14 protein-coding genes and 1 tRNA gene are annotated in these 18,272 nt (G+C 65.0%); 5 read left to right on the plus strand and 10 right to left on the minus strand.

The features are described from left to right. Positions 1-14: 14 nt before the first annotated feature. The 5 genes from IVA81_RS35970 to IVA81_RS35990 all read right to left on the minus strand — a co-directional run bounded on the left by IVA81_RS35970 (position 15) and on the right by IVA81_RS35990 (position 6,587). Complete coding sequence (locus IVA81_RS35970; RefSeq protein ID WP_247327020.1) at positions 15-1,520, minus strand: M81 family metallopeptidase; 1,506 nt, start codon at positions 1,518-1,520, stop codon at positions 15-17. 207 nt (positions 1,521-1,727) lie between these two features. Next, positions 1,728-3,377 (minus strand): ABC transporter ATP-binding protein, encoded by a 1,650-nt coding sequence (locus tag IVA81_RS35975; protein WP_247327132.1) that lies wholly within the window; start codon positions 3,375-3,377, stop codon positions 1,728-1,730. Between the two features lie 14 nt (positions 3,378-3,391). After that, the gene (locus tag IVA81_RS35980) at positions 3,392-4,279 is read right to left on the minus strand and encodes an ABC transporter permease (RefSeq protein ID WP_247327022.1); all 888 of its coding nucleotides are present in this window, start codon (positions 4,277-4,279) and stop codon (positions 3,392-3,394) included. A gap of 19 nt (positions 4,280-4,298) precedes the next feature. Beyond that, positions 4,299-5,240 (minus strand): ABC transporter permease, encoded by a 942-nt coding sequence (locus IVA81_RS35985; RefSeq protein WP_247327025.1) that lies wholly within the window; start codon positions 5,238-5,240, stop codon positions 4,299-4,301. A 216-nt stretch (positions 5,241-5,456) separates the two neighbouring features. Next, positions 5,457-6,587: a M20/M25/M40 family metallo-hydrolase gene (locus IVA81_RS35990; protein ID WP_247327027.1), complete on the minus strand. Its 1,131-nt coding sequence runs from the start codon at positions 6,585-6,587 to the stop codon at positions 5,457-5,459. 267 nt (positions 6,588-6,854) lie between these two features. Here IVA81_RS35990 and IVA81_RS35995 point away from each other — a divergent pair, with 267 nt between their 5' ends. Next, entirely contained in the window at positions 6,855-8,465 is a 1,611-nt protein-coding gene (locus tag IVA81_RS35995) for an ABC transporter substrate-binding protein (protein WP_247327028.1), read from the plus strand. Positions 8,466-8,749: 284 nt separating this feature from the next. Here the strand turns inward: IVA81_RS35995 and IVA81_RS36000 are convergent, their stop codons facing one another. Beyond that, on the minus strand, positions 8,750-10,000 hold the full coding sequence (locus tag IVA81_RS36000) for a multidrug effflux MFS transporter (protein ID WP_247327030.1): 1,251 nt from the start codon (positions 9,998-10,000) through the stop codon (positions 8,750-8,752). Between the two features lie 313 nt (positions 10,001-10,313). Between IVA81_RS36000 and IVA81_RS36005 the strand changes: the two genes are divergently transcribed. After that, on the plus strand, positions 10,314-11,636 hold the full coding sequence (locus IVA81_RS36005) for a hypothetical protein (RefSeq protein ID WP_247327032.1): 1,323 nt from the start codon (positions 10,314-10,316) through the stop codon (positions 11,634-11,636). Positions 11,637-11,713: 77 nt separating this feature from the next. Beyond that, entirely contained in the window at positions 11,714-12,967 is a 1,254-nt protein-coding gene (locus tag IVA81_RS36010) for a hypothetical protein (protein WP_247327034.1), read from the plus strand. A 2-nt stretch (positions 12,968-12,969) separates the two neighbouring features. On the opposite strand, the gene IVA81_RS36015 is transcribed toward IVA81_RS36010, so the two are convergent. Both IVA81_RS36015 and IVA81_RS36020 read right to left on the minus strand, forming a co-directional pair. Continuing rightward, positions 12,970-14,475 (minus strand): hypothetical protein, encoded by a 1,506-nt coding sequence (locus IVA81_RS36015; RefSeq protein ID WP_247327036.1) that lies wholly within the window; start codon positions 14,473-14,475, stop codon positions 12,970-12,972. Between the two features lie 154 nt (positions 14,476-14,629). After that, positions 14,630-14,718, minus strand: a tRNA-Leu gene (locus tag IVA81_RS36020). A gap of 174 nt (positions 14,719-14,892) precedes the next feature. Between IVA81_RS36020 and IVA81_RS36025 the strand changes: the two genes are divergently transcribed. After that, positions 14,893-15,321, plus strand: a complete 429-nt coding sequence (locus tag IVA81_RS36025) for a twin-arginine translocation pathway signal (RefSeq protein ID WP_247327038.1) — start codon at positions 14,893-14,895, stop codon at positions 15,319-15,321. A 17-nt stretch (positions 15,322-15,338) separates the two neighbouring features. On the opposite strand, the gene IVA81_RS36030 is transcribed toward IVA81_RS36025, so the two are convergent. Then, complete coding sequence (locus IVA81_RS36030) at positions 15,339-16,541, minus strand: FAD-dependent monooxygenase (RefSeq protein ID WP_247327040.1); 1,203 nt, start codon at positions 16,539-16,541, stop codon at positions 15,339-15,341. Between the two features lie 19 nt (positions 16,542-16,560). Then, positions 16,561-16,806: a zinc-finger domain-containing protein gene (locus tag IVA81_RS36035; protein WP_007602543.1), complete on the minus strand. Its 246-nt coding sequence runs from the start codon at positions 16,804-16,806 to the stop codon at positions 16,561-16,563. 304 nt (positions 16,807-17,110) lie between these two features. Between IVA81_RS36035 and IVA81_RS36040 the strand changes: the two genes are divergently transcribed. Next, on the plus strand, positions 17,111-18,247 hold the full coding sequence (locus IVA81_RS36040; RefSeq protein WP_247327043.1) for a hypothetical protein: 1,137 nt from the start codon (positions 17,111-17,113) through the stop codon (positions 18,245-18,247). Positions 18,248-18,272 lie beyond the last annotated feature (25 nt).

The following is an 18,272-nucleotide window of genomic DNA, read 5'->3' on the forward strand; positions in this document are numbered from 1 at the left end:
GTGTTCCTGTCCGGTTAGTGTGAAGGAGGATTGAAAACGGGGCCGTTCGGCTTGATGCGAATGCCCGGGCGCAGGCGCGTCCAGGGCAGCGTTGCGGTGTCGGCCGGCATCGCGCCGGGCGCGGCGCAGATCATCAGCTTTTCCGCGATCGGCTCGAAGTCGGCGCGGAAGTGCACTGAGCTCTTGTTGACCAGGATCTTCTCTTCGGTGGGCTCGATGCCGACATAGCGGTACATCGCCTGGTCGGCGAGCTGTGCCTTGTGCGAGGAAACGACGACGCGGACGTCGCCGATGCGCAGGCAGGCCGAGGGACCCATCTCCATCTCGCGACCGCCATAATAAGGGCCGGGCGCGATGAAGCGGCCGTCGGAGAGCTTTTCGACCACGAAGGTCTCGCGATAAGGCTCGTCGCCGGGGATGCCGGACTTGCCGCCGAGCGACAGCGTCACGGTGGCGCCAATGCCGGCCTCATGCGCAGCCTTGGCTGAAACCGGATCGTAGATCGCGCCGGTCGCGGCGCTCGCCTTGTTGCGCACCAGCGCGCGCAGCATGCCGGTGGTGTCGGAATCGCCGCCGGCGCCGGGATTGTCCTGAGTGTCGGCAATGATGATGGGCTTGCTCGCGGTCTTCGAGAGTTCCATGGCGTGACGCACGCCGTCGTCGGGGGACCAGATCTTGCCGTCGAAATCGTCCTCGTGGCTTTCGATCAGCTTGACGATCGCATCCGCCGCGCGGTCGGCATCCGCCTGCGTCCTTCCATAAGCGAACACACTCGGACCGCAATCGCGGAAGTCGGCGGCGGGGAAGCCGGGCGCGAAAGAGAGCGTCGGAACCGCGTCGCTCTCCAGCGCTGCGAGCTGTTCGTAGATGCCTTTGGTCGGCTGGTCGTTGGTGCATTGCCAGCTGATCGGGATCAGGAACGGCAATTGCCGGAACGCCTTTGCGAAGCGCTGCTTCGTCTTCAGCAGCAGGGCGAGATGCCGCGCCGAGGCGCGGCCGGTCTCGGCCATGTCGACATGGGGATAGGTGCGGTAGGCGATCAGCGCGTCGGCATGCTCGATCATCTCGGGCGTGACGTTGGCGTGCAGGTCGAGACTGGCGACCAGCGGAACATCCTTGCCGATGACGGGGCGCACGCGGGCGAGAATCTCGCCTTCGCCGTCGTCGAGATGCTCGGTCACCATGGCGCCGTGCAGATCGAGATAGACCGCATCGATCGGGCCGGCGGCTGCGATGCCGTCGACCATCACCTTCACGATGCGCTCGAAGGCATCCCTGGTGACGTGTGCCGAGGGGCTCGCCCCGCAGGCGATCGTCGGAACGAGTTCCCAGCCGTTCGCTTCAGCGCTGTCGACGAAGCCGGCGAGGCCGACATTGATGCGCCGCATCACCTTCAACACGTCGGCGCCTTCCGTCATCGCCGGCCAGCCGCCGCCATGCTGGAAGTCCGCAAATGTCGCCTTCGTCGGGGCGAAGGTGTTGGTCTCGTGCAGGAAGCCGCCGACGGCGATACGGGTCATTCAGTTCAGTCCCAATTGAAGGTGCGCGACGTTAGCCCCGGCGTTGCGGCGAGGGCAAGCAAGGCAGGCCATCGCGCCGCGCATGGCTTTAAGCTGTTTTGGGAATACTTCCCGCGATCACCGTCATTGCGAGCGTAGCGAAGCAATCCAGACCGTTTCCGCGGAGGGATTCTGGATTGCTTCGCTCGCAATGACGAGGGGAAAGGCTTACGCGCTGACTCCCACGCCCTCCGACACCGGCCGGAAGTTCGCAAAGTCCCAGTCGCGGCCCGGAGCGGCATCGAGCAGCGCCTTGGTGTAGGCCTCCTTCGGATGCGTCAGCACCTCGGCGGCGGGGCCTTGCTCGACGACGCGGCCGTGCTGCATCACCACGACCTCGTCGCAGATTTGCGCGGCGACGCGCAAATCATGCGTGATGAACAGGATCGCGATGCCGAGACGCTTCTGGATCTCGTCGAAGAGTTCCAGCACCTGCGCCTGTACCGAGACGTCGAGCGCGGAGACCGCCTCGTCCGCGACCAGCACGTCGGGGTCGAGCGCGAGCGCGCGGGCAATGGCGATGCGCTGACGCTGGCCACCGGAAAACTGGTGCGGATAGCGCGACACCGCATCGGCCGGCAGGCCGACGAGCTCGAGCAGCTCGCGCGCCCGTTTCATCGCGTCAGTGTGCGCGACGCCGTAATTGATCGGGCCTTCGGCGATGCTCTCGCCGATGGTGACGCGCGGGTTGAGCGAGCGGTAGGGATCCTGGAACACGATCTGGATCTTCTGCCGGTGCGGCTGCAGCAGCCGCCGCGAGATGTCGGCGATCTCGCGCCCGGCGAGACGCACGCCGCCGGAGGTCGGGTCGATCAGGCGCACGATGCAGCGTGCCACCGTCGACTTGCCCGAGCCGCTTTCGCCGACGATGCCGAGCGTACGGCCCTTGCGCAACGTCAGCGTCACCTTGTCGGCGGCGACGACCTCGCGGCCTTTGCCGAAGAACGCGCGCTCCTTGTAGACCTTGCTGAGGTCGTTGGCCTCCAGCACCACGGGCTCACGGCTTTCCTCGCGCGGCGGCCGCGGCACCAGGCTCGGCACCGAGGCAAGCAGGTTGCGGGTGTATTCCATGGTCGGGTTGCGCAGCACGGTATCGAGCGGACCGGTTTCGACCAGGCGGCCCTGCCGCATCACCGCGACGCGGTCGGCGATCTCGGCGACCACGCCCATGTCGTGGGTGATGAACAGCACAGCGGTGCCGTGATCGCGCTGGAGTTCGCGGATCAGGCTCAGGATCTGCTTCTGCGTGGTGACATCGAGCGCGGTGGTCGGCTCGTCGGCAATGAGGAGTTTCGGCTCCAGCACCAGCGCCATCGCGATCATGATGCGCTGGCGCTGGCCGCCGGAGAGGCGGTGCGGGTAGGAGGCGAAGATGCGTTCGACCTGGGGCAGGTGGACTTGCTCCATCATGTCGAGGATGCGCTTCCTGCGCGCCCTGGCATCGAGCTTGGTGTGTGCACGCAGGACCTCGTCGATCTGGCGGCCGACCGGCACCACCGGATTGAGCGCGGTCATCGGCTCCTGGAAGATCATGGCCATCTGCGTCGCGCGCAATTGGCGCAGGCGGCGGTCGGTCGCGGTGAGCAGCTCTTCGCCGACCAGCTTGACGCTGCCAGCGGTGGGAACCAGCGTGCCCTTCGGCAGGAGGCCCATCGTGGTGAGCGAGGTCACCGACTTGCCCGAGCCGCTTTCGCCGACGAGGCACAGCGTCTCGCGCTCACGGACCTGGATCGAGATGCCGTCGATGATCTTCGGTCCATTCGGCTTCTTGCCGACGGAGACGACGAGATTGTTGATGTCGAGGATGGTGTTGGTCATCGCTTTATCGCTCATCACTTGCCTTCCCGCTGCTTCATGCGGGGATCGAGAGCGTCGCGGGCGGCATCGCCGATCAAATTGATGCTGAGGATGGCGATCGAGAGCAGGAGGCCGGGCCAGAAGATCAGCGATGGCTTGATCTGGAAGTACTGGCGGCCCTCGGCCATGATGTTGCCCCAGGTCGGCGTTTCCGGCGAGATGCCGGCGCCGAGGAAGGAGAGGATGGCCTCGGTGAGGATCGCGCTGGCGCAGACATAGGTGCCCTGGACGATCAGCGGCGCGATCGTGTTCGGCATCAGATGCCGCCACATGATCTTCGGCAGGCTGGAACCCACCGAGATCGCCGCCTCGACGTAAGGCTCTTCGCGCGCCGACAGCACGACCGAGCGCACCAGGCGTGCCACGCGCGGAATCTCGGGAATGGTGATCGCGATCAGCACGGTCCAGAGGCTGGCACCGGACAGCGACACCACGGCGATCGCCAGCAGGATGCTCGGCATCGCCATCAAGCCGTCCATGACCCGCATCAGCACAGCATCGACCAGCTTGAAGAAGCCGGAGACGAGGCCGATCGCGAGCCCGATGACGATCGACAGGATCGCCGAGCCGATGCCGATCAGAAGCGAGATCCGACCGCCATAGAGGACGCGCGAAGCCAAGTCACGGCCATAGGCGTCGGTGCCGAGCAGGAATTGCGCGGACGACGGCTTCAGCCGCTGCGACGGCGCGAGCTGGATCGGATCATGCGGCGCGATCAGCGGCGCGAGGATCGAGATCAGCACGATCAGCGCGAGCAGGACCGTGGCCGTCGCGATGATCGGTGTCGAGGTGAGGAATCCGAAGCGCGGCCGCAGCGGCGACGTGATCGGAATAGAGGACTGGGGAAGGGTATCGACCGACATGTTTGTCCTTGTCCTTGCCTCAGTACCGGATCCGGGGATCGAGCAGGGTGTAGGCGACGTCGATGAGAAGGTTGACGACGACGTAGATCAGCGACGTCAGCAGGATCATCGCCTGGATCACCGGATAGTCGCGCGCCAGCACCGCATCCACGGTGAGACGGCCGATGCCGGGGATGTTGAACACGCTCTCGGTGACGACGACGCCCGAAATCAGAAGCGCGAAGCCGGTGCCGATCACGGTGATCACAGGCACAGCGGCGTTGCGCAGCGCGTGCCGCATCATCACGGCAACCTCGTTGATGCCCTTTGCGCGCGCCGTGCGGACGTAATCCTCACCGAGCACGTCGAGCATCGCCGCGCGCGTCATGCGCGCGATCAGTGCGATGTAGATGAAGGAGAGCGCGCAGGTCGGCAGGATGATCCGCTCGAAGAACGGCCCGAAGCCGTTAAAGATGCTGCGGAAGCCCTGCACCGGAACCCAGCGCAATTCGATCGCGAAGATCTGGATCAGGATGTAGCCGACCACGAACACCGGGACCGAGAAGCCGAGCACGGAGAGGCCCATCACGAAACGGTCGATCCAGGTTCCGTGCTTCCACGCCGCGATCACGCCCAAGGGAACGGCGACGACGACGGCGAGGACGATGGTCGACAGCGCGATCGAGATCGACGGCTCGACGCGCTGGCCGATCATCTTCATGACAGGCAGATTGGAGATCAGCGACGTGCCGAGGTCGCCGTGCAGTAGCTTGTTCACCCAGGTGATGAACTGCACGATCAGCGGCTCGTTGAGGCCGAGCGAGGTGCGGATGCGCTCCAGCCGTTCGGGCGTGGCGTTGTCGCCGGCGAGAATCGCGGCGGGGTCGCCGGGGGTGAGGCGGAGCAGGAGGAAGACGAACAGCGCGACGACGCCCATCACGGGCACGGCGGCGAAGATTCGGCGAAGGAGATATCCGAGCAAGTTGGATCCGTCAGATTGGAGTTAATCGGCGGCAGCGGTCATAGCCTGTTCTGCCACCAGCCTAACATTTCAGCAATTCCCGTGCCATCAGGGCCACAGGTTTTGCAGTGCGGCCACTCATTTGGGGCACCTCTTCGGACGAGGCCGAGCGGAGGGGCCCGCCGGACGAAATATGGCGGCCGGGCGCAAGGCGTTCTGCGCACCCGACCACACTGTTCACTCCAGCGTCGCCAGCAGCCCCGCCATCAGGCGGCCACGCTCGACCAGGCTCTCGACCTCGATATACTCTTCGAGCGTGTGACCGTTGCCGCCGCGCACGCCCAGGCCGTCGAGCGTCGGGATGCCCATCGCACCGGTGAAGTTGCCGTCGGAGCCGCCGCCGGAGCTCGCATGCGGCAGTTCGGTGCCGAGTGATTTGGCGATGCCGCGCGCCTTTTCGTACAGCGCCATCGTGCCGGCATCCGGCTCCCACACCGGACGCGTCACGCCGCGCGTCACCTTGAAGGCGACATCGTTGGTCGTGCCCGACAGCGCCAGCATCCGCTCGACGCCGCGGTCGAGATCGGCCTGCCGCTTGGCCATGGAGAGCGCTTCCCCGGTGGCGGTCGTGGCAACGCAATTGACCCATTGCCCGCCATGCACGACGCCGACCGAGAAGGTGCAGTCCTCCGTCGTCATCGCGTCGATCGCGAGAATCTGCCGCGCCATCTCGCGGATCGCCGAGCGCCCCGCCGACAACGTCGCGCCGGCGTGGCTTGGCCGGCCGGTCGCCTCGAGATTGAAGCGTGCGATGGCGTAACGTCCGGTGGTGACGCCGTTGTCGGCACGGCCGGGCTCGGGCACCAGCACATATTTGTTGCGCGCGGCCTCGGCCTCAATGATGTCGCGCGTCGAGGGTGTGCCGACTTCCTCGTCCGGCGTGAACAGCACGGTGATCGGCAGCGGCGTGGTGAAGGATGCGCGCGCCAGCTGCCGGATCGCTTCCAGCGAGAGGTAGTTGCCGCCCTTCATGTCGTAGATGCCGGGGCCATAGCACTTGTTGCCCTCGCGCCGCCATTTCAGCGTCTCGATGGTGCCGACCGGATGGACGGTATCCATGTGGCCGGCGATCAGGATGCCGGGTTCGCCTTGCTTTGGGTGCGGAAAGCGCGCGCGGATCACGCCGCCGAAGCCTTTCCGGCCGGCGATGCGCTCGATCGTCGCACCCATGATCGCCATATCCCGCGCTGCGATATCGAGCATGCGGTTCACGGCACCGGCGTCCCAGGTCGGGCTTTCGCATTCGACCCAGCCACGCAGACCCTGGAGCATTGCCTCGGAATCGAAAGGAAGATTGGCTGGATTCATCTCAATGTCTCTCAAGCTTCGAAAGATGGAACGCGCATTGCATTGCCGCGCGGCAGGACGAGTGGAGAGTTGTAGAGCCAAACCGATCCTTGTGGAGCCCGTGCCCGCGCCGCCAGGGCTTGCAGCGAAACCGGATTGACGCGCTCGGCACTGTCTGCAAGTCTCGAAAGATAAAGGCATTGCATGAGGTTAGTTCGCCCAAGGAACGAGCCGCATGCTTAACCAATAACCTGCCTTTGAACAGTTTCACGTCAGGAGAAACTTTTTATGTTCCACTTCATGCGCCGGAGGCCTCGCGCGCTTGCCTCCAAACTTGCGCTGTCTGTCATCGCGCTGTCGACAGCGCTCGCAACGCCCGTGCTCGCAGCGGGCAAGACCATCACGGCGGTGATGCATTCCGATCTGCGCATCATCGATCCCATCTTCACCACGGCCTACATCACGCGCGACCATGGCTACATGGTCTACGACACGCTGGTGGCCCCCGATTCGACCTTCAAGATCCAGCCGCAGATGGCGGACTGGAAGATCTCCGACGACAAGCTCACCTACACCTTCACCCTGCGCGACGGGCTGAAATGGCATGACGGCGCGCCGGTGACGGCGGAGGACTGCGTCGCTTCGTTGAAGCGCTGGGCCGCGGTCGACGGCATGGGTCAGAAGCTCATGGACTTCACCGCGAGCATCGAGGCGACCGACGCCAAGACCATCACGCTGAAGCTGAAGGAGCCCTACGGCCTCGTGCTCGACTCCATCGGCAAGCCGTCCTCGCGCGTCGCCTTCATGATGCCGAAGCGCCTCGCAGAGACGCCGGCGGACAAGCAGATCCCGGAGCAGATCGGCTCGGGTCCGTTCAAGTTCGTGGCGTCGGAATTCCAGCCCGGCGTGAAAGCGGTCTACGTCAAGAACACCGACTACGTGCCGCGCAAGGAGCCGGCGAGCTGGACCTCGGGCGGCAAGGTGGCGAAGGTCGACCGCGTCGAATGGATCACGATGCCGGACTCGCAGACCGCGGTGAACGCGCTGCAGTCGGGCGACATCGATTTCATGGAGAACCTGCCTTACGACATGCTGCCGGTGCTGGAGGCGAACAAGGAGATCACGCTCGAGGTCTCGAACAAGTTCGGTTTTCAGACGCTCGGTCGGATGAACTTCCTTTATCCGCCGTTCGACAACGTGAAGGTGCGGCGGGCTGCTCTTCTGGCCATGAACCAGAAGGACGTGCTCGACGCGCTGGTCGGCAATGCCAAATATCAGAAGATCTGTGGTGCGTTCTTCATTTGCGATACGCCGTTCGCAACCGAGGCCGGCGCCGAGACTCTGGTGAAGGGCAATGGCATGGCGGAAGCCAAGAAAGCGCTCGCCGAGTCCGGCTATGACGGCACCCCGGTCGTGGTCATGGCGCCGGGCGATGTCACGACCCTCAAGGCGCAACCGATCGTTGCGGCCCAGTTGCTGCGCGAGGCCGGTTTCAAGGTCGACCTGCAGGCGACCGATTGGCAGACGGTGGTGAGCCGTCGCGCCAGCCAGAAGCCGCCGAAGGAGGGCGGCTGGAACATGTTCTTCACCAACTGGGTCGCGGCCGACGTCTCCAACCCGATCGCCAATCTCTCGATCGGCGGCCAGGGCAAGAAGGGCGGCTGGTTCGGCTGGGCGGAAAGCGCCAAGATCGAGCAGCTCAAGGACGCCTTCGTCCGTGCCCCCTCGCTCGACGAGCAGAAGAAGATCGCCGCTGACATCCAGAAGGAAGCCTACGAGCAGGTGATCTATATCCCGCTCGGGCAGTATCTCCTGCCGAGCGGCTGGCGCAAATCGCTGACCGGCGTGCTCGACGGCCCGGCAACGCCACTGTTCTGGAACGTCGACAAGTCGGAGTAGGCGGGAACGCCTGGGTTTGAAAAAGCGAACGGCGCCGCAGGTCATCGCGGCGCCGTTTTCTATGAAGCGATCCCTGGTCGATCTGGTCTAGCAGTTCCCGTCGCGCAGCTGCTCGAGCCCTTCACTTGCGAATGGCAGGCTCGTGTCCGGCCGCTCACCGGACGAACCTTGCCGTGAAGCTGGCCGTTCGATCTCCCATGCGGGCTGATCCGGTCTGTTCTCTTGTTCCATTTGGCCAATCCTCTGAATTGCTGCAGTACAACATAGAGAGGAGCGGGAAGTTCCTAGCCGATCGAACGATGATGCGGCTTGAACAGCCGTCCCTTCTCCACCACCAGCACGATTGCGAGCGCAGCGAGCGTCGACAGGAAGAAGCCGACGGAGAACGGCAGCAGTGTGCCGTCAAAGCTCTGTCCGATCGCCATGCCGACCACGATTCCGATCAGCGTCGTGATCGAGCCGTAGAGCGAGGAGGCGGTGCCGGCGATGTGGCCCTGCGGCTCCATGGCGAGCGCGGTGAAGTTAGCAACCATCATGCCAAACGAGAACATCATCAAGGCGGAGAGCACCATGAACAACGCGAGCGGCAACATGCCGAGGCTTTCCGTCAGCAGCATCACGGCGGCAACGGCCGTGTAGAGCGCCAGCGCCCCGTGCGAGATCACGCGCATGCCGAGCCGCCCGACCAGCCTCGCATTGAGGAAGCCGGCGATGGCTGTGCCGGCCGCAATCGCGGCGAAGGCGAGCGGGAAGTAATGGCCGAGGTGATAGATCCCGGTGAAAACCTGCTGGGCGCAGAAGACATAGGCGAACAGCGCGCCGATGACGCTGCCGGCGGCCGTCGCATAGCCGATGGTCTGGCGATTGGTCACGGTCTGGCGGAACGCCGAGAGCACGTCGGCGGGCGCCAGCGACCGGCGCCCGGACTCCGGAAGGGTCTCAGGCAGCCGCAGCACACACCATGCGAGCGCGAGCAGGCCATACAGCATCAGCACCACGAAGATGCCGCGCCATGCCGTCACCAGCAGCACCGCCTGTCCGAACGAGGGGGCGATGACGGGTACCGCGATGAATACCATCATCGCGAGCGACATCACGCTCGCCATGCGGCGGCCGGCATAGCAGTCGCGCACGATCGAGGTCGCGATCACGCGCGTCGCCGAGGTGCCGAGCCCCTGCAGCGCGCGCGCCAGCAGCAGCGTCTCGAACGAGGGCGCTGCGACCGCCAGCACGCTCGCCACCGCATAGACCGCCATGCCGCCGAGCAGCACCGGCCGGCGGCCGAAGCGGTCCGACAGGGGGCCCATGACGAACTGGCCGGCGCCGAAGCCGATCAGGAAGGTCGACAGCACCAGCTGGAGATGGTTGGCGACGGGGATATTGAAGGCGGTGCCGATATTGGGCAGCGCCGGCAGCATCATGTCCATCGCGAGCGGATTCAGCGCCATGATGGACGCGATCACGATGACGAATTCTGGAAAACCCATGGGGCGGTGTCCGGAGGACACCCAGGAATCGGCATTGACGTCGGACAAGAAGCTCACCTCTGAAATCGAGCGACTTTATCCATCTTCTATGCTGCGTTGCACAACCCTTGTTTCGGGATGGCTGGCAGGCGGCGCAGGCGCGGACAAGAATTGGTGAGGGAGCCAGCCCCGCTGGGCCGCCCGGAACGCGGTCTTGGGATGTGCCGGAAACCGCTGATTCACCATTCCTGCCTAAAGGTCGGCACCGGACGAGGCTCTTCGATCCCCCGGGATGAAACGGAAACCCATCCTGTCCACTGTGGCGGCTGCTTCCCGGCGCCAATGCGGCGCCTCATCGAACCAGGCCAAAAGGTATCCGTTTGTGTCCGACGTGACCGATGCAGCACGATGGTTGGGACCCTCGGCCGACCCGGCTGCGGGGCGAAGGACCTGGCTTGCCTGCCTGATCGCGCTGACCGCGCTGTTTGTGCTCGGCAATCTCGCCAATTACGCCCGGCTCGATCTCAATTATGGCTGGGATCTTCACGTCAATTGCGCGGCGGTCGATGCGCATGCCAGGGGTCTCGATCCATATTTCGTCAAGAACCTGAAGGTCACCACGCTCTCCTATCCCTATTTGCCCGTGACGCTGGATGTCTTCCGCCCGTTATGCACGGGCGGTTTTCTCGCCGGTCACTACATGGCCGTCTACTTCGTCCTCGCCGTGCTCTGCGGTCTCCTCTTGCCCGCTCTCGGCCGAACGCGCACGCGCGCGCGCGATGTTGCGCTCCAAGTGCTATGCACGCTCGGCGCCTTCGTCGGCTTCGAATGGGTGCACGTGTCGGGGAACTTCGCGATCCTGAGCGGCGTGCTGACCACGATCGCGTCGATGCTCCTGCTTCGTGCGCCAGCCGGCGGAGCGTCGGAGGATCCGAGCTTCGCCTTGCGCCTCGCCGGCGCTGCGCTGCTTGGTCTTGTGACGTCGTTCAAACTGGTGTTCTTCCCCGTGCTGGCCGCGCTCTATTTTCTGCCGCTGCCGCGTGGTCGCAAGCTGGTGCTGATCGCGGCGGCGGCGTTCAGCTTTGTCGTGCCGATCCTGATATCGCGGCTGTTGTACCCCGATCTGTTCGCGACCTGGCTGCTTGCGATTGCAGGACAGATTCCCAACCAGCACTCGGTCAATCTCGTGGAGGTCAATCCATCGCTGCTGCTGCTCGCGCAGAGCCTGATGGATCACGCCGGCAGTGACAGCAAGCCGGCCGTGTTCGCGACCTATGCGCTCGCAGCACTCGCGCTCGTGCTTGTGCCGTTCGCCTTGTCCGTCCTGCGTGTTGCTGCGGATCGGTCCGTGCGGGAAGGGGGATCGCGCCTGTTGCAGCTGGATCGCTGGCTGATGGACCATCCCCGCGCGGCCATGCGCATCACCGTGCTTGCCATGTTTGCGCTCTATCTCAGCTCGCCGCGCCTCAAGGAATATGCCTTCTTCGAGCTCGCGCTCTATGCCGCGGTTTTGGTCGTCGACCTGCCGGCCCGCGCGCTCGCTGCCGTTCTCACCGTCGGTCTTCTCATTCCCGCGCTGATCTCGCTTGCAGGGACGGCGCTCGAAGGCACTTTCATCCTCCTCATCGTCGCGCTGATGTGTTTCTGGATCCTGCTGCTGGATTTTCGCGCGGAGCCGAAACGCCTCGAGATGGAGGGCGCCTAACCATGACCGACGTCGCCGCGTCCGCGGAAAGCGGAGAACGAGGCGCTCTTGTCGCCAATGCGCGGGGGAGCAACTGGATGACCCGCTTCATCCTGGCCTTGGCGCTGCTTGTCGCCACGCTTGTCGTGATCGATATGGGCATGGACGAGACGTTCGGCTGGGATGCGCGGGTGAATTGCGCAGCCGTCGATGCGCATATCGGGGGGCTCGATCCCTATTTCGTCAAGAACCTGAAGGACACCAAGCTCTCCTATCCCTATCTTCCGGCGACCCTCGATGCCTTTCGGCCGGTCTGCGCCGGCGGTTTCCTCGTCGCGCACTACAAGCCGATCTATCTCGTTCTCGCGTTGGTCTCTGCGCTGCTGCTGCCCGGTCTCGGCAAGACCCGGCCGGGCTTGAGGGATGTCGCGCTGCGGAGCCTGTTCGCGCTCGGTGGCTTCCTCGGTTTTGAATGGATCATCGCGACAGGGAATTTTGCGATCCTGAGTGGCCTGTTGACGGCCGCATCGCTTGCCTTGTTGCTGCGTCCGGCGCAGTCCGGGCGCGGGGGCGGCACGAGCCTCGCACCACAGCTCGCCGGTGCGGCCGTGCTCGGCCTCGTCACCTCGTTCAAGCTGGTGTTCTTCCCGGTTCTTGCCGCGCTCTATTTCCTGCCGCAGCCAAGAGGTCGCAAGCTTCTCCTGATCGCCGTCGCAGCCGGCATGTTCGTGCTGCCGATCCTGGCTTCGCTGGTGATCTATCCGGACCTGTTCAGGAGTTGGCTGAGCGCGATCTTCGGCCAGATCCCCGGACAGCATTCGCCGGGGAACGAGGTCAATCCGTCGCTGCTCTTCCTCGGCCAGACGGTTGCGGACCGCATTGGGCTCGCCGGCAGCAAGCCGGTCGTTGCCGCGCTCTATGGTCTGATCGCAATCGCACTGGTGCTCGCGCCGCTCGCGATCTCGGTGTGGCGCATGGTCGGCGCGTCGCGCCCCGCCCGCAAGGCATCGCTTCTTCAGACGCTCGACGATTGGCTGGTCGAGCATCCTGACGCCGCAATGCGCATCACTGTGCTCGCGATGTACGCGCTCTATCTCTGCGCGCCTAGACTGAAGGAGTACGCCTTCTTCGAGGTGGCGCTGTACGCCGCGGTTCTCGTCGTCGATCTGCCTGCTGCGCTGATGGCGGCCGTGCTAACGGTTGCGATCGCCATCCCGACCCTGGCGTCGGTCTCGGGCGTGTTCATGGACGGGTTCAGCCAGCTCACGCTCGCGCTGATCTGTTTCTGGCTCATGCTGCCGCGTGGACCTTCAAGCGGCCCGGCCTCTTGGCACGGGCCCCGGCAGACCTGACCTTACCGGGGCGCGGCCTCTCGTCGGGTGTAGAGGCTGACATACGCGCCGGTATATTCCTCTTTCCAGCCTCTCTCGCTGACCAGGAAGTGCCGCAGCGGGTCATGTGCTCTGACCCAGAGCACGGCATCGATCTTGTACTTGCTAATCACCTTGTCCCAGGTCGCCTCGTCGATGTCCCACCGGACCAGCTTGAGATAATCGCGCAGCAGCTCGTCCGGGTAGGCGGTCGCCGCCCGGCCGTCGACGAAGACGGGCACTGATCCCTGCGTCCTGAAGATCAGGAGCCCACCGATGTTCCAGTGGTTCAGCAGGCGCGCGTGCGAGCTGTGCGCCTCGAGATAGCGCGCATCCTCCTCCGAGAGCATGTCGGGCAATGCCAGAGCCGGTCTCACCTGCATGAACGTGAAGGGCAGCAACAGGATGCCGACGACGCCTGCCGCCAGCATCGCGCGCTGGACCTCGAAACCCGACAGGCGTTTCGGCAGCAGCCGGTCGATGTGAAGCGCCATCGGGACGCTCGAGAAGATGAAGAAGAACGCGGTGTATCTGAACTGATAGAGACCCAGAAACAGGAAGAGCCACGCAAGCACGCGCGCCTCGAGCGGAACGCGCGTGGAGCTTCGGTATCGCAGCTCAAGCGCAACGAACGTCAGCGCATAGGCGATGCCTGGAATGCTGCCCGGCAGCTCAATGTTGTGAAAATAGGACCGCCATTCGCCGATATCAGCCTGGACGAAATGACCCAGCGTCGCCCTGACGCCGTCATAGACATGCCATCCCAGCGGATTGACGAAGATCGCGACGAAGCACCCCACGCCCGCGAGGCAGTAGTTCCGAAAGTTTGTCCAGTCCCGCCGCAGCAAAGCGAGGCCACCGAACACGCCGAGGATCGGAAAGGCGAGCATGAAGCCACCATGCAAATTGACCCAGAGGATCATCATCGGGGGCAACAGGAACCATCCTCGCCGCCGCAGACACTCCCCGTAAAAGACGACCGCGAACAGCATGGTCGCGATGTTCGGCGATGCCGCCAGATACATGTTGGGCGAGGCTTCGTAGCAGGGGTAGAGCAGGCACGCGGCAAAGACTGCGATGCAAACCGCCAGGGGCGATGCGCCGCTACTGAGGCCGCAGAAGGCGAGGTATCCTGCGATGACCGCGCCGCTGGCGACGACCATGAGGACGATCCCGGCAAAGCCGGCGTGCTGATAGAGCGCGCTGGCCATCACGTCCCAGAGCCAGGACAGATTGTACCATCGCTTGTCGCCGAGGGTGAACGCCCACGGATCCTGGAAGGGGACTTCGCCGCGCTGCCTGATCAGGTCCCCGGCGGCGAGATGCCAGCCCAGATCATAATGGCCGAGCAGAAGCGGTCCGTTCGACAGGTAGAACACGGAGAGGAAGGCGATCAGGAAGACGTAGACCTCGCGCCCGTGCAGGTAACGTCCGGGCGCTGCTTGCCCTCCGTCAATCCCGGACCGGGACCAATCCTCGCGCGCGTCCATTGGAGCTCTCACCATCGAAGCCAATAGCTCCAGGCCCTGCATGTCCCTGGGTCTGCATCGACGGGCAGACATCGTTCGATTTAGGGGGAGACGGACTAAAGCCGAGTAAAGGCCCGCGCCGGGCTCTGGGCAGTCTCGCCGCCATCAAATCTCGTGGTGCGGGCAGCCGGGGTCGAACCGGCACAGCGCTTGCGCACCGAGGGATTTTAAGTCCCTTGCGTCTACCAATTCCGCCATGCCCGCTTGATCCAACGAGATCAAATACTTAAGTCCATCTCCGGCCGTCTGGAATTGGCGCTTTGCCTGTTCGGAGGGACGGTTCTTCCTTAAGCGAGCCGGGCCCACAAGGCAAAGCCTCAATCCGGACATCTGTTGTTGCTTTAGGCATTCTCAATCCACGGGGGCTATTCATCCGGCATGGTTGCTTCGTTTTCCTCTTCGCCGCGCGGCTTTGGCGCGCTCCTGGCGCTGCTCGCGGCCGGCGCCGTGCTGTCCGGCTGCGCCGGCATGAGCGAGACGGTCGCGCCGGCCTTTGCCGATCCCGCCAAATACGAATTGTACGACTGCAAGCAGCTGGAGGGTGAGCGCAAGGCGCTCGCCAAGCGCACCGACGATTTGCGCGGGCTGATGGAGAAGGCCGAGACCGGGACGGGTGGCGCCGTCGTGTCCGAGCTCGCCTATCGCAACGACTATATCGCGGTGCGCGGGCAGGCCCAATTGGCCGAGGACGCCTGGCGCCGCAACAAGTGCCGGGAAACGCCGCCTGAGGCGACGCCGCCTGCCGCGCAATTGTCGCCCGCGGCCACCGCCAAACCAGCATCGAAATCCGGGAAAGCGGCCCGCTGAGGCCGGCGGCGCGTCGATCAGGACCGCCAGCCGTAGATCCAGTCCTGCCGCGCCAGCATGCGCTCCGGGCCGAGCGCGCGGATCGCGAGATCGCGTGCGGCCGCAAGCGGCCCACCGAGATGATAGATGCGGCCCTGCTGCCGCGCGGTCCGCTGCACCCGCCGCACCCGCGCCTGGCGCGCGCGGCCGTATTGCTTCAGTGCCGCACTGATCCCCGCGGTGCTCTCGGCGGCTTCAAGGCTCAAATGGCGGGCGAGCACCGCGGCATCCTCGATCGCCATGCCGGCGCCTTGGGCGGCAAAAGGCAGCATCGCATGCACGGAATCGCCGAGCAGCGCCACCGGACCTTGGCTCCAGGGGCAGCCGTCGGGCACGCCGAACAGCGCCCATTTCCGCCAGCTGTCGACCGTGGCGAGCATCATGCGCGCCGCCGGCGGCCAGCGTGGGCCGGCAAAGGCGTCCATCACCTCGAGAGGGTCGCCGGCCGTGCTCCAGCCCGGCCTGTTCCAGGTGCCCGGCAGCACCGCGACCACGTTGATCTGGCGGCCCCCCGCGATGGGATAGGCGACGAGATGGGCATTGGGTCCCATCCAGAGCTGCACCCGGCGCGCGGTGTAATCCTTTGGCAGTTGCGTGGCATCGAGCGTGCCGCGCCAGGCGATCAGTCCGGAGAAGCGCGGCTGCACCTCGGGAAACAGATGCTGGCGGACCGTCGACCAGATGCCGTCGGCGCCGATCAGCGCACTGGCGAGATCACTGCGGCGGATCGTACCGCTGCGATGGACGACGGTCAGCCCCTTGGCATGCGGCGCGACGTCTTCGAAGGTCGCGCCCAGTTTCAGGTCGATATCGGGATGATCGGCAACAGCGCCGGCCAGCGCCGATTGCAGGTCGGCGCGGTGCACCACCCAATAGGGCGCGCCGGCCCGTAGCGAAGCTGCTTCACCGAGCGGCATGCGCAGCAGCTCGCCGCCGGCCCGCGCGCTCATGATCGAGACCGCTTCCGGGGTGACGGCGCGCAGCTTGAGGCGCTCGGTGAGGCCGAGCTCGACCAGCACGCGGCTGGCATTGGGGGAGAGCTGCAGGCCGGCGCCGACTTCCTCGAGGCGCTCGGCCTTTTCCAGCACGACGATCCGGAAGCCGCGGGCTGCGAGCGCAAGCGCAGCCGTCAGTCCACCGATGCCGGCACCGGCGATGACAATCGTTCGGGAGAGCGCCACCCCTGACCGATGGAAGCGGTCAGGCCACCTTGTCCTTCAGGACGCATTCCGGCGGGCGGGCTTCGCCTGCCTTCAGGTCGGCCGCGAACCGGTACAGCGTCGAGCAGTAGGGGCAGATGATCTCGTTGTCGTTGCCGAGGTCGAGGAAGACGTGCGGATGGTCGAACGGAGGGTTGGCGCCCACGCACATGAACTCTTGCGAGCCGATCTCGATGACGGGGACACCGGCATCGTTGTGGAAGTGCGGGACGACATGGTCGGACATCGAACTCATCCTGGAGTGGCAATGGCGGCAGACACAATCACGAACTGACGCGGCATCTTTAAGGCGCCGCGGACCATACTGGCGGGTGCAGACGATTGCTAGTCCAGCGGAACCGAAAGGTCCGCAATTGCCCCATGCTCATTTGCTCATGCAAATTCGACACAATCTTGAGGCCTGAGAGAAGCCCTTCTTTCGTCGGGGACGTTGTGTCGCAATTTTGGCATACTATGTCTGTGGACGAGCGTGATTGCGACCAAAGACGACTCAATCGTCACCCGATTTCAGGACCGTCCAGGCTTCCCACATGAAGTGGCTGCGAATCAGCACAGCGTTGACCGGTATCGCGGCGTGCAGTTTCATGCTCGCGCAGGTAGCGCCGCACGCCCGTGAGGCCGGCGCGATCCTCGCCGCCCAGGATGATCCGGCCGTGCTCTCCGAACTGAAGCTCGATGCGCTGCTGCAGCGGAATGACCGGCTGGTTCAGGACAACATCGAGGCCGCGCTCGCCGCCGGCGACGCCGATCTCGCCGACAGTTTTGTGGCGCTGGCGCGCGACCGGAACATCGCGTTGCCCGACGACCTGCTGAGCCGCGTGAGCGATGCGGTCAAGGAACAGAATTCCACCTCGTATTTCGCAAAGCGCTTTGCCACCGGCCTCGTCACCGGCAACGCCGACGATGTCGCAAGCCTGTCCGGGACGGTGGCCGGGGATCTCTTCGTGATCGGCGACATCAGGGACGTCGTGCGGGAGGGCAAGCACCTCGCCATGGGCGAGGACACCGATCGCCTGGTGCTCGGCCTGGCGACGGCCGGCCTTGCGGTGACTGCGGCAACCTATGTGTCCGTCGGTGGCGCTGCGCCCGTGCGCGCCGGACTGACGCTGGTCAAGGACGCCCGCAAGGTGGGGCGACTCAGTGAGAGCCTTGCGGCATGGGCCGGACGCTCGGCGCGCGAGGTGGTCGATACCCCGATGCTCCAGAACGCCGTGGCCAAGGGCTCCGTGTTCCGCCCGGGCGAGACCGTCAGCGCGATCAAGGCCGCGTTCCGCGCCGAGAAGGCCGGCGCGCTGGTTCGGCTCGGCAAGGACGTCACGCGCGTTGCCGGAAAGACCGGCACGCGCGGGGCGATGGACACGCTGCGCATCGCCGAAGGTCCGAAGGACGTCGCGCGCGCGGCGCGGCTTGCGGAAGCGCAAGGCGGCAAGACGCGCGCGATCATGAAGCTGCTCGGCCGCGGCGCGCTGCTGCTGATCGGCGGTGCGTTCGATCTGGCGCTCTGGCTGTTCGGCGCGATGCTGACGCTGTTCGGTCTTCTCTCTTCCATCAAGGCGACGACCGAGCGTCTCACACAGGCCTGGTGCGATCGCAGGCGCGCGCGGCGGCTTCGCCGGGCGCAGATCGCAGCCGAAGCCGCTCTGGCGAACGCCGCCGTCACGGCCTAAAGCCCCGTCTTAGGTTATTGTTTGA

Source organism: Bradyrhizobium sp. 141 (assembly GCF_023074055.1).
GTDB lineage: Bacteria > Pseudomonadota > Alphaproteobacteria > Rhizobiales > Xanthobacteraceae > Bradyrhizobium.